This window comes from Sphingomonas cellulosilytica (assembly GCF_052321755.1).
Classification (GTDB): Bacteria; Pseudomonadota; Alphaproteobacteria; order Sphingomonadales; family Sphingomonadaceae; genus Sphingomonas.
Genome location: NZ_JBQRTT010000001.1, coordinates 605,612 through 619,239, shown reverse-complemented (window position 1 = coordinate 619,239; position 13,628 = coordinate 605,612). Strand labels below are relative to the sequence as shown.

General features: G+C 68.9%; 10 protein-coding genes and 1 riboswitch. Of the genes, 4 read left to right on the top strand and 6 right to left on the bottom strand.

Features of this window, described 5'->3' with window-relative positions; genetic code table 11:
• Positions 1 to 62: 62 nt before the first annotated feature.
• A riboswitch (TPP riboswitch) is annotated at positions 63 to 173 on the top strand.
• A 39-nt stretch (positions 174 to 212) separates the two neighbouring features.
• Both thiC and ACTZQ5_RS02850 read left to right on the top strand, forming a co-directional pair.
• On the top strand, positions 213 to 2,111 hold the full coding sequence (gene thiC / locus ACTZQ5_RS02855; protein ID WP_443583638.1) for a phosphomethylpyrimidine synthase ThiC: 1,899 nt from the start codon (positions 213 to 215) through the stop codon (positions 2,109 to 2,111).
• A gap of 163 nt (positions 2,112 to 2,274) precedes the next feature.
• Positions 2,275 to 3,489, top strand: coding sequence for a hypothetical protein (locus ACTZQ5_RS02850; RefSeq protein ID WP_443583637.1), 1,215 nt, complete (start codon positions 2,275 to 2,277; stop codon positions 3,487 to 3,489).
• 5 nt (positions 3,490 to 3,494) lie between these two features.
• Here the strand turns inward: ACTZQ5_RS02850 and ung are convergent, their stop codons facing one another.
• The 4 genes from ung to pepN all read right to left on the bottom strand — a co-directional run bounded on the left by ung (position 3,495) and on the right by pepN (position 9,121).
• Positions 3,495 to 4,187 carry a uracil-DNA glycosylase gene (gene ung / locus ACTZQ5_RS02845; RefSeq protein WP_443583636.1) on the bottom strand — a complete coding sequence of 231 codons (693 nt, stop codon included), beginning with the start codon at positions 4,185 to 4,187 and terminating at the stop codon, positions 3,495 to 3,497.
• 1 nt (position 4,188) lies between these two features.
• Entirely contained in the window at positions 4,189 to 4,947 is a 759-nt protein-coding gene (locus ACTZQ5_RS02840) for a sulfite exporter TauE/SafE family protein (RefSeq protein WP_443583707.1), read from the bottom strand.
• A gap of 22 nt (positions 4,948 to 4,969) precedes the next feature.
• Positions 4,970 to 6,376, bottom strand: coding sequence for a S41 family peptidase (locus ACTZQ5_RS02835; protein ID WP_443583635.1), 1,407 nt, complete (start codon positions 6,374 to 6,376; stop codon positions 4,970 to 4,972).
• A gap of 120 nt (positions 6,377 to 6,496) precedes the next feature.
• The gene (pepN, locus tag ACTZQ5_RS02830; RefSeq protein ID WP_443583634.1) at positions 6,497 to 9,121 is read right to left on the bottom strand and encodes an aminopeptidase N; all 2,625 of its coding nucleotides are present in this window, start codon (positions 9,119 to 9,121) and stop codon (positions 6,497 to 6,499) included.
• Positions 9,122 to 9,235: 114 nt separating this feature from the next.
• Here pepN and ACTZQ5_RS02825 point away from each other — a divergent pair, with 114 nt between their 5' ends.
• A complete protein-coding gene (locus tag ACTZQ5_RS02825; RefSeq protein ID WP_443583633.1) occupies positions 9,236 to 10,918 on the top strand; it encodes a M28 family metallopeptidase in 1,683 nt (560 codons plus the stop codon).
• 13 nt (positions 10,919 to 10,931) lie between these two features.
• Positions 10,932 to 11,750: a Rossmann-fold NAD(P)-binding domain-containing protein gene (locus ACTZQ5_RS02820; RefSeq protein WP_443583632.1), complete on the top strand. Its 819-nt coding sequence runs from the start codon at positions 10,932 to 10,934 to the stop codon at positions 11,748 to 11,750.
• Here the strand turns inward: ACTZQ5_RS02820 and ACTZQ5_RS02815 are convergent.
• Positions 11,660 to 12,577, bottom strand: coding sequence for a DMT family transporter (locus ACTZQ5_RS02815; protein WP_443583631.1), 918 nt, complete (start codon positions 12,575 to 12,577; stop codon positions 11,660 to 11,662). The two genes, ACTZQ5_RS02820 and ACTZQ5_RS02815, sit on opposite strands and share 91 nt — an antisense overlap.
• Positions 12,574 to 13,575: a threonine aldolase family protein gene (locus ACTZQ5_RS02810; RefSeq protein ID WP_443583630.1), complete on the bottom strand. Its 1,002-nt coding sequence runs from the start codon at positions 13,573 to 13,575 to the stop codon at positions 12,574 to 12,576. Before ACTZQ5_RS02810 ends, ACTZQ5_RS02815 begins: the two co-directional genes overlap by 4 nt.
• Positions 13,576 to 13,628: the final 53 nt, after the last annotated feature.

Below are 13,628 nucleotides of genomic sequence, written 5' to 3'. Positions count from 1 at the left end.
TAAGGGCTCGCCACAGGCACGACGTTTCGATTGGCCAATGTGCCAAAAAGCGCGTACACCCTCCCCATCCCCGGGGGAGCGCGATAACCGGCGCTTGAGAGGAGGGCCGCAGCCCTCGACCCGCTGAACCTGATCCGGTTGACACCGGCGGAGGGAGGGAGCGGTTTCACACCCATGAACCGCTTGTCTCTCCGTTCTTGGAGAGACGACACATGGCCGACGTTCCCGCCCGCACCGAAATCGGCGTCACCACCGGGCCGATCCGCGGATCGCACAAGGTCCATGTCGGCCCGCTGGGCGTCGCCATGCGCGAAATCCACCTCGACCCCGCCTCGGGCGAGCCGCCCCTGCGCGTCTACGACACGTCGGGCCCCTATACCGATCCCAACGCCCGCATCGACATCATGGCCGGCCTGCCGCAGCTGCGCCGCGACTGGATCATGGCCCGCGGCGACGTCGAGGCCTATGACGGCCGCGAGATCCGGCCGGAGGACAACGGTCAGCTCGGTCCCGACCGTTCGGGCGGCGTGCCGCAATTCCCCAACACCGTCCGTCGCCCCCTGCGGGCGAAAGCCGGCGCCAACGTCAGCCAGATGCACTACGCCCGCCGCGGCATCATCACGCCCGAGATGGAATATGTCGCGACCCGCGAAAACCTCGGCCGCGAGCGGCTGCGCGAATATGCCCGCGACGGCGAATCATTCGGCGCCGCCATCCCCGATTTCGTGACGCCCGAATTCGTCCGCGACGAGGTCGCGCGCGGCCGCGCGATCATCCCCAACAACGTCAACCACCCCGAATCCGAACCGATGGCGATCGGCCGCAACTTCCTCGTGAAGATCAACGCCAACATCGGCAACAGCGCCGTCGCCAGCAACGTCGCCAGCGAAGTCGACAAGCTCGTCTGGTCGATCCGCTGGGGCGCCGACACGGTGATGGACCTGTCGACGGGCCGCAACATCCACGACACGCGCGAATGGATCATCCGCAACTCGCCCGTGCCGATCGGCACCGTCCCCATCTACCAGGCGCTCGAAAAGGTCGGCGGCATCGCCGAGGAGCTGACGTGGGAGATCTTCCGCGACACGCTGATCGAGCAGGCCGAGCAGGGCGTCGACTATTTCACCATCCACGCCGGCGTCCGCCTGCCCTACATCCCGATGACCGCCAAGCGCGTCACCGGCATCGTCAGCCGCGGCGGCAGCATCATGGCGAAATGGTGCCTCGCGCACCACAAGGAATCGTTTCTCTACGAACGCTTCGACGAGATCACCGAGATCATGAAGGCGTATGACATCGCCTACAGCCTCGGCGACGGCCTGCGCCCCGGCAGCATCGCCGACGCCAACGACGAGGCGCAGTTCAGCGAGCTCTACACCTTGGGCGAGCTCACCCACCGCGCCTGGGCGCAGGACGTGCAGGTGATGATCGAAGGCCCCGGCCACGTGCCGATGCACAAGATCAAGGAAAACATGGACAAGCAGCTCGAGGTGTGCGGCGAGGCGCCCTTCTACACGCTTGGGCCGCTCACCACCGATATCGCGCCCGGCTACGACCACATCACCAGCGGCATCGGTGCGGCGATGATCGGCTGGTACGGCACGGCGATGCTCTGCTACGTCACGCCCAAGGAGCATCTCGGCCTGCCCGATCGCGACGACGTGAAGGTCGGCGTGGTCACCTACAAGCTCGCCGCCCACGCCGCCGACCTCGCCAAGGGCCACCCCGCCGCCAAGCTGCGCGACGACGCCCTCAGCCGCGCCCGCTTCGAATTCCGCTGGCGCGACCAGTTCAACCTGAGCCTCGACCCCGACACGGCCGAGCAGTACCACGACCAGACCCTCCCCGCGGAAGGCGCCAAGACCGCCCACTTCTGCTCGATGTGCGGCCCCAAATTCTGCAGCATGAAGATCACCCAGGAAGTCCGCGACTTCGCCGCGAAGCAGAATGCCCCGGTAGACACCTTCGTCGCAGCGGACGCCGCCGACGCGGATCGCGCCCTGTTCGCCGGCGGCAAGTCCGCGGCAGCGGACGCCGAAGCCGGCATGGCCGCAATGAGCGAGCGCTTCCGCGAGAAGGGGAGCGAGGTGTATCTGCCGGCGGCGGAGTGACACCGGCCGATCGCGCGCGGGGGCGGGGGGTATGGCGACCCTCCGCACCGCTCGCTAGCCCCGTCGAGCCCGGTCTTGTCAGGCCGTTTCGGCCTTACATTGCCACGTCGACCGGCCCGGTATAGCATCTCTCCACAACAGACTTCCGGGGGGATGTATGACGATGACGATCGTATGGGCCGCAGCCGTGATGGCGGGCGCGGAGCCGCTGCCGGCGGTACAGGTGCAGGCCGCCGCCCCTGCCGCCGAACCGGCGCTGGTGGCTGATGATTCGCCGGAGGAGATCGCCAAGGATGCGGCACGCGATCTGAAGGACACGCGCTTCTACAACAAGCCGGGCGCGACCCGCGCCGCATACAACGCCGACTGGCAACGCTGTCGGCTCATCGCGCGTGGATCGCGGACGCCGGCGGGCACTGTCCCGCTCTTCTACAACCCTGCCTATATCTCGCCCCTGGCCGCCGGGATCGGCGGCGGCATCGGCGGCTTGATCGCGGGCGCGATCGCACAGGGGCAGCAACGGCGTGACAATCGCCGGTCATGCCTGATGATCGGCGGCTGGCGTCTCGTCGAACTGCCCGACGCGGAGACGGCGAAGATCGCGACGATGAGCGATGAACAACGCAGCGCGTTTTTCGACACCATCGTCGGAGCCTCGACTGTTCCCGGCAAGGTGACCGAACTCACCCGCTTCAGCTTCGCGCCGGATCCCGCCCTGCATCCGGAGGCGCCGCTGACGACACCCGGACAGGTCTGGCTCGGCAAGAAGGTGGATCCCGCGACACCCTTCGTCCTCGCTCCTGGGGAAGCGGCCTTGGTGATCGGCTATCGGCGGGTCGAGGCGCCTGCCGCCGGACGTTCGGCCTCCGTCGAACTCGCCCGCTACGATCTGTCCCACCGCGATCTCGCCTACCGGCCCAAAGACTGGAAGAAGACCGGGGACAAGACCGTCTATGGCGTGATCGCGGATAGCAAAGACAAGCAGGCCAGCTATGAGGTGCAGGTGCTGCGCGTCACGCCGGGCGATTACGTGGTCAAGAGTTTCGCGGTCGGCAAGGTACCCCTGACCACCAGCCACTGCTTCGGCGCCCCGCTCATCCATGTCGAAGCCGGCGAGGTCGCCTATCTGGGCGACTTCATTCCCTACATGGACGCCCGGCTCAGCACCGGCGGCAAGATGAGCGGGCTCGTCTACGCCAGCCATCCCGACGATGCCCGCCGTACGCTTGCCGGATCGCAGCCGGCTCTCGCGGCGCAGCTCAAGATCGCGCCGCTGCGCAACGGCGCGACCTATGCGTGCAATGCGATCACCATGACGCGTTGGGATATCGATGGGGTCGAAACACTGCCTGCGGCCGTCGAGACCGCACAGCGCTGACCCCGTCACGCGTCCGGCAGCGCCCAATTCACCGGCGCCACGCCGTGACTCGCCAGAAAGGCGTTGGTCCGGCTGAACGGGCGGCTGCCGAACCAGCCCTTGTAGGCCGACAGCGGCGAGGGATGCGGCGCGGCGAGCACCAGATGCGCGCCGCCTTGCTCCACCGTGCGCACGAAGCCCGCCTTGGCCTGCGCATGCGCGCCCCACAGCAGGAAGACGACCGGCTCCGGTTTGGCGGCGACCGCGCGGATCACCGCATCGGTGAATCGCTCCCAGCCGCGGGCGCGGTGCGAGGCGGCCTTGCCGCTCTCCACGGTCATCACCGTGTTGAGCAGCAGCACGCCGGCCCGCGCCCAATGCTCCAGATGGCCGTGGCCCGGTGGTGCGATGCCGAGGTCGGCGTCCAGCTCTTTGTAAATGTTGATCAGGCTCGGCGGCACCTTGACGCCGCGCTGCACCGAAAAGGCGAGGCCGTGCGCCTGTCCCGGTCCATGATAGGGGTCCTGCCCCAGGATCAGGACCTTGACGCGCGGCAATGGCGTCAGCTCCAGCGCGCGGAACCGGTCCGCCGCGGGGGGAAAGATCGCCTTGCCCGCCGCCGCTTCGGCCGCAAGGAAGGCATCGAGCGCCGCCATGCTCGGGCAGGCCAGCGCCTCGGCGAGCGGCGCCATCCAGCTCGGGTCGATCCGCGGTGTCATCCTATCCTCCGATCCCGTCCCACAGCAGTTTCGCGCCGAGCAGCACCATCAGCGCATAGACGATGCCATAGAAGCGCTGCGGGCTCATCCGCCGGATCACCCACACCCCGGCCAGCGTGCTCGCGATCGCCAGCGGCAGCAGCGCCGCCGACGCGATCAGCGATTGGTGGGTGAACGCCCCCAGCGCCAGATACGCCGGCACCTTGGCCCAGTTGACGATGGCGAACAGGATCGCGCCGGTGCCGACGAAGCGCTCGTGCGGCAGCTTGCGCGGCGCCACCCACATCTGGAACGGCGGGCCGCCGGCATGGGCGATCTGGCTGGCGAAGCCCATGCCGAGACCGAACAGGCTGCCGACCCAGCCCGGCGAACGCGACGCGGCAACCGCCCGGCCGCCGCGCTCGATCCACAGCCGCCACAGGCCGAAGCCGAGCGTGATGCCGCCCAGCATCGCCATCACCGCCGGCGTCGGCAGCACCGCGGCAAAGGCCCAGCCGGCGGCGATGCCGGCGAGCGCGCCCGGCAGCATCCAGCCGATCACCCAGCCGTCCCACGTCCGCCGGAACGCCCAGACGCTGACGGCATCCTGCACCACCAGGATGGGCAGCAGGATCGCGGCCGCTTCCACCGGCGGCACGGCGAGCGCGAGCAACGGCGTGCCGAGCGCGCCCAATCCCGACAGCCCGCCCTTGGCGAGGCCGACCAGGATCACCGCCAGCGCGGCCATGGCAAGGAACAGGGGATCGTCGAGCACAGGCAGCCGGTTAGCCGCCGGGCACGGCTTAGAACAGCCCCGGCACCTCACGCTGCGCCGGCGACATCTTCGCCGGATCGGGCTGCAACGCCTCGCGGCTCACCGGCACCGACAGCGCGCGCGCCTCGGCGCTCGCCGTCGCGGAGCCACCGATCGGCGTACAGCTCTTGCCTTGCAGGAAGTCGAGCGCCGCCCGCGTCGAGGCTTCGCGCGGATCGCCCATCGGATAGTTGATGTCGTCCGCCGCGCGGCAGCTCGCCTCCACCGTGCCGGCGAGGCCGCTGTAATAGGCGCCCTGCCGCGCCGCGTTCTGGAGGGCGAAGGCGATGACGCGCAGCCGGTCGTCGCACTCGCTCTTGTCGAGCGCGATCTGGCCGACCGGCTTGCCATAGGTGTTGCTGCCGATCAGCCCGGCATTGGCGTGGAGGTAGGGGATGAAGGCGTTGATGACATATTCGCTCGCCGAGGCGGTGGCGCCGGTGCCGATGAAGGCGATGCGCATCGCCGCGACCGATTGCGGCTGGGGGTTGAAATAGGTCGTTGTGTTGCGCGCCGCCTTATCGGAACGGAAGGTGGTATAGGTCATTACCTCCGACGTCTGGCGATTGGCACCGAGCAGGTTGCTCATCAGTTCGGCGATGGTGACGAGGCCACCACCGTTGTAGCGCAGGTCGACGACGACGTTGGTGACACCCGCCGACTGGAATTGCGCAAAGGCGGCGCGCAAGGCGGGATCGGCGGTGTCGATGAAGGTGCGCAGGTTGACATAGCCGTAGCGCTGGCCGCCGTCGGTGATGATCTGCGCGCCATAGCGGCTCGATACCGGCGCCAGCGTGAAGTCCGCCTTGGCCACCGACACATTGCGCGTGCCGCTGCCGTCGCGAATCTGGAACACGCGCGCCGTCCCCGCCGTGTTGGCCCCCAGCGCATCGCTCAGCGCGGAGCCGCCGGCGGCATACAGGCTGCTCACCGTCTGCAGATTGCCGGTGGTGGTGCCGATCGCCAGGATCTCGGCGCCGCGATCGATACCAGCGGCAAGCGCCGGCGCGCCTTCGAACGCTTCGGTCACCTGCAACCGCCCGCTGCCGTCGATCGCCAGCCGCCAGCCGAAACCGGCGCTGGACCCCGATCCATAGAATGCGTTCTCGCTCTTGATCGAGGTGAGATAGGTGAAATAGCGATCCTTGCCCTGCCCCCGTGCCGTCGCGGTCAGCGCGTTCAGGTAATCCGGGACGGTGCCATAGTTGGCGGGATCGAGACTGGCGGGCAGGGTGTCGGGGAACAGGTACCATTCGCGCATCTGCGCGTTCACCCAGTCCTGCCGCTCGCGCAGCGAACAGCCCGCCGTCGTGACGGTGCCGCCGCTCGCCGCGGTGCTGCCCGACCCGCCGCCGCCTCCGCCATCGCCGCCGCAGCCCGCCAGAAGCGCGCTCATCGCTACCGCCGCAACCCAACGCCTTACTACCACGGACGACTCTCCCAGCCCGACGGCCGGAGCGTAGGCCGGCCGCCGCCGACCGGCAATGCTTATCCGCTCACCTGGGATAAGCCCCAATCAGCCCAGGCTTTTCGATGCCTGCTCGAACAGGTCCCTGGACAGGCCGGGCGTTGCGACGATCCGCTCCAGCTCGGCGCGCATCAGCGCCGATCGGCCGGCGTCGAAGCGGCGCCAGCGGCCGAGCGGCGGCAGCAGCTTCGCCGCGGTCTGCGGGTTGAGCTTGTCGAGCGCGATCAATTGGTCGGCAAGGAAGCGATAGCCCGAACCGTCCACGGCGTTGAACGCCCGCTGGTTGGCCCCGAACGCCCCGACCAGCGACCGCGCCCGGTTGGGGTTGGCGAGCGTGAAGTCGGGATGCTGCGCCAGCATCGCCACCGCCTGGCCGGTGTCGTCGCGCGACGACAGCGCCTGCGTCTGGAACCATTTGTCGATGACCAGGCTGTTGCCGGCATAGCGGTTGTAGAAGATGTCCAGCGCCGCCTCGCGCTCGTCGGCCTTGCCGTTGGCGAGCGTGGTCAGCGCGCCCTGCCGGTCGGTCATGTTGTCCGCCGCCTCGAACTGGCGGAAGGCGAGGGTGGCGGCATCGGGCGCACCGCTCGCCGCGATATAGCCGAGCGCGACGCTGCGCAGCCGCCGCGCACCCTTGGCGGCGGGCGAATAGACGTACGGGCCGCCCGGCGCCTGCGCATAGGCATCGCGCCATTGCTGGATCAGCGCTTCGCCGAGGTCGCGGCGCAGCGCCTCGCGCGCCCGGAAGATCGCCTCCGGATCGACCAGCGCCAGCTGGTCGCCGACGAAGCTTTCGGACGGCAACAGCACCGCTTCCGCGACGAAGGCGGGATCGAGCGTCCGGTCGGCGAGCGTATTGGCGACCGCGGTCACCACGGCATCGTGGTCGGCGCGGCCCTCGACGGCGCCGGCCACCAGCGTGTCGAGCATCAGCTGCTGCATCGCCTCGTAGCGGGCGAAGGGATCGTCGTCCTGCGCGCTGAGGAAGGCGAGTTCGGCGGCGCTGCGGTCGCTTTCGATGATGACCGGTGCCGAAAAGCCGCGATTGATCGACAGCACGGGGCGTTCGGTGATGCCGTCGAAGACGATGGTGCTCGATGCCTCGTTCAGAAGCACCAGCTGCTCGTCACCGAGCGCGCGACCGGTTTCGCCGCCGAACAGCTTGATCTTGAGCGGCAGCACCATCGGCTGCTTGTCGGGCTGGCCCGGTGTCCCCGGCACGTGCTGGGCGAGGCGCAGGGTGGCCCGCCCCGCACCTGCGACATGGGACAGGCTGGCGGCGACGCGCGGCGTGCCGGCCTGGGAATACCAGAGGCGGAACTGCGCCAGGTCCACGCCGCTCGCCTCTTCCATGCAGGCGACGAAATCCTCGCAGGTCGCCGCCGTCCCGTCGAAACGCTGGAAGTAGAGGTCGGTCGCCGCGCGGAACGCCGTCGGACCCAGGATCGTCGCCATCATCCGGATCAGCTCGGCACCCTTGTTGTAGATCGTCGCGGTGTAGAAATTGCTGATCTCGAGGTAGCTTTCGGGGCGCACCGGATGGGCGAGCGGCCCGGCATCCTCGGGGAATTGCGCCGCGCGAAGCCCGCGCACATCCTCGATCCGCTTGACTGCGGCAGACCCCTGGTCCGCCGAAAAGCCCTGGTCGCGGTAGACGGTGAAGCCCTCCTTCAGCGACAGCTGGAACCAGTCGCGGCAGGTGATGCGGTTGCCCGACCAGTTGTGGAAATATTCGTGCGCCACCACCGCGGCGATCGCGTCGTAATCGTAATCGGTGGCGGTATCGGGATCGGCGAGGATGTAGCGGCTGTTGAAGATGTTCAGCCCCTTGTTCTCCATCGCGCCGAAGTTGAAATCGTCCACGGCGACGATGTTGAACACGTCGAGGTCGTATTCGCGGCCGTAGACGCGCTCGTCCCACGCCATCGACAGCTTGAGCGCGTGGAGCGCATGATGCGTCTTGTCGATATCGGCGGCGCGCACCCAGATGCCGAGCGCGACCTCGCGGCCCGATTGCGTGGTGAAGCTGCCGCGATTGACCGCCAGGTCGCCCGCCACCAGCGCGAACAGATAGGAGGGTTTGGGGAAGGGGTCGTTCCATTCCGCCCAGTGGCGTCCATCGGCGAGGTCCCCCGCATCGACCGGATCGCCGTTGGCCAGCAGCACCGGATAGCGCGCCTTGTCCGCCACCAGTCGCACGCTGTAGCGGGTCAGCACATCGGGACGATCGGGGAAATAGGTGATCCGCCGGAACCCCTCCGCCTCGCATTGCGTGCACAGGATGCCGCCGCTGGCATAGAGGCCCATCAGCTGCGTGTTGCGGTCGGGCGCGATGACCACTTCGGTTTCGATGCTATGGGCATCGCCGGCCAGCGGCACGACCAGCTGCTCGCCTTCGATCCGCCAGTCGTTCACGGCGACGCCGTCGACGCGCACCGCGAGCGGTTCCTGCCCCGCACCGTCCAGCCGCAGCGGCTCGCCCGCCGCGCCGTTGCGCGTCACCGACAATGTCGCCGTCACCCGCGTCGCGGCGGGATCAAGGTCGAATATCAAGCGCATATCCGGCACCATCCACACCGGCGGGTGGTAATCGTGCCGCCCGATCGCATGGGGTGCACCCCCTGCGGGCGCCTGATGAACGGGCTGGGCGATGGATTGCGAGACGTCGAGCATGTCTCCTTTATAGGAGCGCGGGCGCGGCCTGCCAGTCCTTCTGCCGACGACTTGCATGGGGCGGCGGCGCTGTTACGGTACGGGCAACGTCATCTTAACCAGGATTACCCCCACATGATCCGTTCCTTCGGCGTGCTCGCTGCGCTCGCCCTTGCCACGCCCGTCGTGGCGCAAGCGCCGGGCGCCGATACGGCGGCGGCTAATGCCCTTCTTAACCGAGCCTTGCCGGCCGATCAGGCAGCGATGAAGGCGCATGTCATGTTCCTCGCCTCCGATGCCATGAAGGGGCGCGAGGCGGGCACGCCCGACTATGACGTGGCGGCGCAATATGTCGCGGCGCAATTCTACGCCGCCGGCCTGCGCCCGGCGGGGGACGACGGCAGCTATCTGCAACGCGTGCCGCTCGTCACCTACAAGGCGGCAGGCGAGGGCGCGATGGCGTTGACCGGCAGGGATGGCAAGCGGCAGGCGCTGACCTTCGGCGTCGACTATGTGCCCGCCGCCAACCCGGCGAGCGCGGAAACGACGGTATCGGCCCCGCTCGTCTTCGCCGGCCGCGGGATCGTCGCGCCGCAGTTCGGTATCGACGATTATGCCGGCGTCGATGCACGCGGCAAGATCGTCGCGATCTTCGGCGGATCGCCGACCAGCTTCCCGGGCGAGGAGCGCGCCTATTTCGGCTCCATGGCGACCAAGGCGGAGATCGCGGCGGCACACGGTGCGGTCGGCATCGTCATGCTTCCTACCCCACGTGCGGGAGGGGACCGCAACCTGCCCAAGGACATGGCGCGCAGTTATGCCTACGGCCGCACCACCTGGGCGACGCCGGCCGGGGTGGGCTACAGCCCCGCGCCTACGACACCGGTGCTCGGTACGCTCAGCACCGCCACGGCCGAGCGGCTGTTCGCCGGCAGCGCCACCCCCTGGAAGGCGATCGTCGCCGAGGCGCAGAAGAAGGATTCCCGCTATACCCCGGTGGCGCTGACCGGCACATTGTCCGCGACGACGCGCACCGCCTTCACCCCGGCCGACAGCAGCAACGTCATCGGCGTCGTGCCGGGCGCCGATCCTGCGCTGTCGAAGGAAGTGGTCGTCCTGTCCGCGCACCTCGACCATATCGGCGTCTCTGCCGCCGGGGTGAACGATGCGCCGGGCCGCGACCGGATCAACAACGGCGCGCTCGACAATGCGATCGGGATCGCCAGCCTGATCGAGGAGGCGAAGCGCTTCACCGCCAGCGGCAAGCCGCCCAAGCGCACCGTCATGTTCCTGGCCGTGACCGGCGAGGAGAAGGGGCTGATCGGGTCGAGCTATTTCGTCAATCACCCGACCGTGCCGCTCCGCGACATCGTCGCCGACGTCAACCTCGACATGCCTGTGCTGCTCTACAAGTTCGAGGACATGATCGCCTTCGGCGCGCAGCGTTCGACGCTGGGGCCGATCGTCACCCGCGCGGTGAACAGCGTCGGCGTCGGCCTGTCACCCGATCCGATGCCCGAACAGGGCTTCTTCGCCCGGTCCGACCATTTCAACTTCGTGCGCAAGGGCATCCCGTCGGTCTTCCTGTGGCCGGGGATCAAGGGCGCGGGCAAGGCGCCGTTCGAGGATTTCATGGAGAACCGCTATCACCGGCCGGGCGACGACCTGACGCAGCCGATCCTGTGGGATCAGGGCGTGCGCTTCGTCGCCACCAATTACGCCATCGCCCGCGAGATCGCCGACGGTCCGAGCCGGCCGGTGTGGAACAAGGGCGACTATTTCGGCACCACCTACAAGGGACCGATGGCGCAGCGATGACCGGTCGAGCCCGATGCTGCTGATCTTCGGCCTCGGCTACACCGCTGCGCGCGTCGCCGCCGCCTGGCCGGGCGCGGTGATCGGCACGACGCGCGACGGACGAGACGGCACCGTCCGTTTCGACGACGGAGCGGCGGTGCGATCCGCGATCGCGGCCGCGACGCACATCCTGTCGTCGGTGCCGCCGGAGGACGGGGCCGATCCGGTGCTTGTCCGCTATGGCGACGCGCTCGCCGGGCGATGGCTCGGCTATCTGTCGTCGACCGGCGTCTATGGCGATGCCGGTGGCGCCTGGGTGGATGAAGGCGCGCCGACCGGCGGCGGACGGCGGTCTGCGCGGGCGGCGGCGGATTCGGACTGGCTGGCACGCGGCGCCCGCGTGTTCCGTCTGCCCGGCATCTATGGTCCGGGCCGCTCGCCACTCGATCGCGTGCGGCAGGGGCGGGCGCATCGCGTCGGCCTGCCCGATCAGGTGTTCAGCCGCGTCCATGTCGACGACATCGTATCGGGCGTGATCGCCGCGCGTGGCGCCCCGGCCGGTGCCTACAACCTCGCCGACGATCGACCGTGTCCGCAGGACGATGTGGTCGCCTTTGCGGCCGGGCTGCTCGGGTTGCCGCCGCCGCCGCTGGTCGCGCTTGACACGCTGTCGCCGATGGCGCGCGGTTTCTATGCCGAGAATCGCCGGGTCGCCAACGGCCGGGCGAAGCGGGTGCTCGGCTGGCGCCCGCGCTATCCCGATTATCGATTCGGCCTGCGCGCCCTCAATGCGATCACCAGCCCGACGCCGGCGAGCGCTGCACCCAAGGCGGCAAGCGGCGACCAGCGATAGCCCTCGAACAGCGTCGACAGCAGCATCGCGATGACGGGCACGATGACGCTGGAATAGGCCGCCTTGGCCGGCCCGATCACACGCAGCACGCGGTAATAAAGTGGGAAGGCCAGCGCCGATCCGGCCAGCCCGAGATAGAGGATGCCCGCCCAATAGGCCGCGCGCATCTCGACCACCGGCGGCCCGGTCAGCCACCATGCGACCGCGCCATCGATCGCCGCCCCGATCAGCATTGCGACGGCCAGCGTCGCCATCATCGGATAGCGTCGGGCGGTCGGCGTCGCCTGCAACACGTTCGCCATCGATGCCGCCAGGATCGCGACACCGGTGAAACCGATCCCGGCGAGCGTCGCCGCCGTGCCCGCCGGCCCGACCCGCGCCTCGTGCAGGAACAGGAGCGCGATGCCCGCCATCGCGACGCCGGAACCGACGACCAGCTGCCGCCCCATCCGCTGTCCGAGCAGTACGCGTGCCAGCAGCGCGTTCGGCACCAGCAACAGCGCGAACACCACCGCGACCAGGCCGGAGGTGATGTGATGCTCGGCGCGATAGACGAAATTGAAGTTGAGGCAGAATTGGAACAGGCCGATCGCGCCGGCGAACATCCATCCGCGTCCGTCGAGCGCCACGCGCTCACCCTTCACCTTCGCCACCACCGCCATGGCGAGGCCGGCGACGAGGAAACGGTAGGTGACCGACCAGCTCGGCGGCACCACCGCCAGCTGGTCGCGGATCACCAGCCACGTCGATCCCCAGATCAGCGTGACGAGCGCGAAGGGGACGAGGATCGCCGCGCGGGTCGACTGGGGCGCGGGCGCCTCGCTCACAGCCGGCGGATCGCCGCGGCGAGCGCGGCGACCTGATCCGCCGGGCTGTCCCAGGCGGTGACCAGCCGGATTTCGCCGGCCGCCCAGTCGTAGAAGTCGAAGCCCTCGGCGCGCAGCGCTGCCGCTTCTTCGGGAGTGGCGCGCAGGAACACCTCGTTCGCCTCGACCGGATGGACCAGCCGCGCCCCCGCCGCGGCGGCCAGTTCGCCCGCCCGCGCATTGGCGGCGCGGGCATTGTCCAGCCACAGGTCGTCCTCCAGCATCGCCAGCACCTGTGCCGCCAGATACCGCCCCTTGGAGAACAGCAGCCCGGCACGCTTGCGGCGGTGGAGCGTCGCTGCGGCAAGATCGGTGCGGAAGAAGACCAGCAGCTCCGCGCTCATCGCGCCGTTCTTGACGAAGCCGAAGCTCAGCGCATCGACGCCCGCGTCGCACGTCACGGCGGCCGGCGTGCAGCCCAGAGTCGCCACCGCATTGGCGAAGCGGGCGCCATCCATGTGCAGGCCCAGCCCGCGCTCCTTCGCCAGCGCGCCGATCGCCGCCACCTCGTCGGGCGTGTAGACCCGGCCGTATTCGGTGGCGTTGGTGATCGAGATCGCGTGCGGCTGGACGCGGTGGACGTCGTTGGCAATCCCATCGATCACCGTCGTGATCGTCTCCGGCGTCAGCTTCGCACCCTCGCCGTCGGCGAGGAAGAGTTTGGCGCCGTGGGTGTAGAATTCGGGAGCGCCGCCTTCGTCGTTCTGGATATGGGCGTCCCGGTGGCAGACCACGCCGCCATGAGGCGGGCAGAGCGCGGCCAGGGCGAGGCAGTTGGCGGCGGTACCGGTCGGCACCCACAGCGCCGCGACCTCGCGGCCGAACAGGTCGGACAGGCGCGCATCGAGCGCGCGGGATCGCGCATCGCCGTCATAGGCGGTGTCGAGCGTGTTGGCGTCGGCCAGCGCGGCCATCACCTTGGGATGAACGGGAGCGGCATTGTCGGAAAAGAAGCGCATGGCCAGCGCCTTGCTGTCGCCGGGCGGCAGCGTCAACCGCCCTATCGCGTGGC

Coding starts and splice junctions, on each gene's coding strand:
- ACTZQ5_RS02820 (WP_443583632.1), top strand. CDS start 10,932: ATGCTGCTGATCTTCGGCCTCGGCTACACCGCTGCGCGCGTCGCCGCC.
- ACTZQ5_RS02850 (WP_443583637.1), top strand. CDS start 2,275: ATGACGATCGTATGGGCCGCAGCCGTGATGGCGGGCGCGGAGCCGCTG.
- ACTZQ5_RS02835 (WP_443583635.1), bottom strand. CDS start 6,376: ATGAGCGCGCTTCTGGCGGGCTGCGGCGGCGATGGCGGAGGCGGCGGC.
- pepN (WP_443583634.1), bottom strand. CDS start 9,121: ATGCTCGACGTCTCGCAATCCATCGCCCAGCCCGTTCATCAGGCGCCC.
- thiC (WP_443583638.1), top strand. CDS start 213: ATGGCCGACGTTCCCGCCCGCACCGAAATCGGCGTCACCACCGGGCCG.
- ACTZQ5_RS02810 (WP_443583630.1), bottom strand. CDS start 13,575: ATGCGCTTCTTTTCCGACAATGCCGCTCCCGTTCATCCCAAGGTGATG.
- ung (WP_443583636.1), bottom strand. CDS start 4,187: ATGACACCGCGGATCGACCCGAGCTGGATGGCGCCGCTCGCCGAGGCG.
- ACTZQ5_RS02825 (WP_443583633.1), top strand. CDS start 9,236: ATGATCCGTTCCTTCGGCGTGCTCGCTGCGCTCGCCCTTGCCACGCCC.